Origin of the sequence: Streptomyces murinus (assembly GCF_002154555.1) — a bacterium.
Classification (GTDB): Bacteria; Actinomycetota; Actinomycetes; order Streptomycetales; family Streptomycetaceae; genus Streptomyces; species Streptomyces murinus.
Window position 1 is genome coordinate 1 of the sequence record NZ_MUNF01000986.1, and the last position, 583, is coordinate 583.

The 583-nt window shown below is 76.2% G+C and carries 1 pseudogene; it reads right to left on the bottom strand.

Features of this window, described 5'->3' with window-relative positions:
* Positions 1–583: pseudogene (locus tag CCN72_RS39435) on the bottom strand (hypothetical protein); the annotation flags it as partial.

Sequence of the window (583 nt, forward strand, 5' to 3'; positions counted from 1 at the left end):
GTCCCGGTGCGCGGGAAGTACATCAGCTCGCTGACGAAGGGGTGGTGGCCGAGCGTGCCGTCCGGCCGTACCGCCGCCACCTCGGGCGAGGCGAGTCCGGCGCGCGACTCGACGGGCACGCCCGCGTACAGCACCACCTGCTGGCCGAGCGCGTCGGCGAGTTCCTGGCCCAGCGCCTCGGCGCCCTCGGGCAGCGCGACGGGACCGAGGTGCAGGAAGCGCACCCAGGAGCGGGCGGACGGCAGGACCGTCTCCCACAGCCGGGTCACGTCCGCCAGGGTCACCGGCGGACCGCCGGGGCTGCCGAGGACCACGGTGAGGATGTCGGGATGGCTGGGCAGCCGGTCCACCAGGCGCCGGCCGCTCTCGGTGGCGGGATGGTCGTGCGGGCTGCGCACCCACACCCCGCAGGGCGCCGGCTCGGCGATGCCGTGGCCGCTGGTCGTCCAGGGGCGGTCGAAGGTGGAGAACTCCCAGCGCGGCTTGGGGAATCGGCGCGAGTCGCGCTCCGCCGAACGGCCGGGCCGGAACCGCAGCCAGCCCGCGCCGTGGTCGCTCGGGATGAACAGGCCGCCGCCGTCGG